Source organism: Bradyrhizobium sp. Crot121 (assembly GCF_059512385.1).
Window position 1 is genome coordinate 1 of the sequence record NZ_JCAMOR010000375.1, and the last position, 452, is coordinate 452.

General features: G+C 57.1%; 1 protein-coding gene. It reads left to right on the forward strand.

What is annotated here, in order from left to right:
* The coding region (locus AC5ZGW_RS47050) for an alpha/beta hydrolase (protein WP_496114261.1) at positions 1-345 on the forward strand (345 nt) is incomplete at its 5' end.
* Positions 346-452 lie beyond the last annotated feature (107 nt).

The following is a 452-nucleotide window of genomic DNA, read 5'->3' on the forward strand; positions in this document are numbered from 1 at the left end:
GATCCGAAAAAGATCGTCTATGTCGGCTATTCCAACGGTGCGAACCTTCTGAATTCGCTGCTCTACCTGCACCCGAACCTGGTGCACAAGGCCGTGCTGCTGCGCTCCATGCCGGTACTTACTGCTTACCCGCATGCCGATCTCAAGGGAACGGACCTGCTCGTCATCAGCGGCAAGATGGATGCTTATGGCAAATATGCGAGCGAGCTGGAAGAGCGGCTGAAATCGTCAGGCGCGACTGTCGATTCCGATGTCATCTCCGGCGGCCACGACCTCGGCGACGCCGACGTGCCGATCATCCAGAAATGGCTGCTGCAGGAAAACAAACTGCAGGAAACCCAATAGCCTACCAGTGGAAGCTATCCGGGCATGACTGCGGAACGGCATCCGGTGACGATGGTGCGTTGCGATCGATCTCATAAAGCCTTGCGAAACCGGCGTCTTTCAGGAGG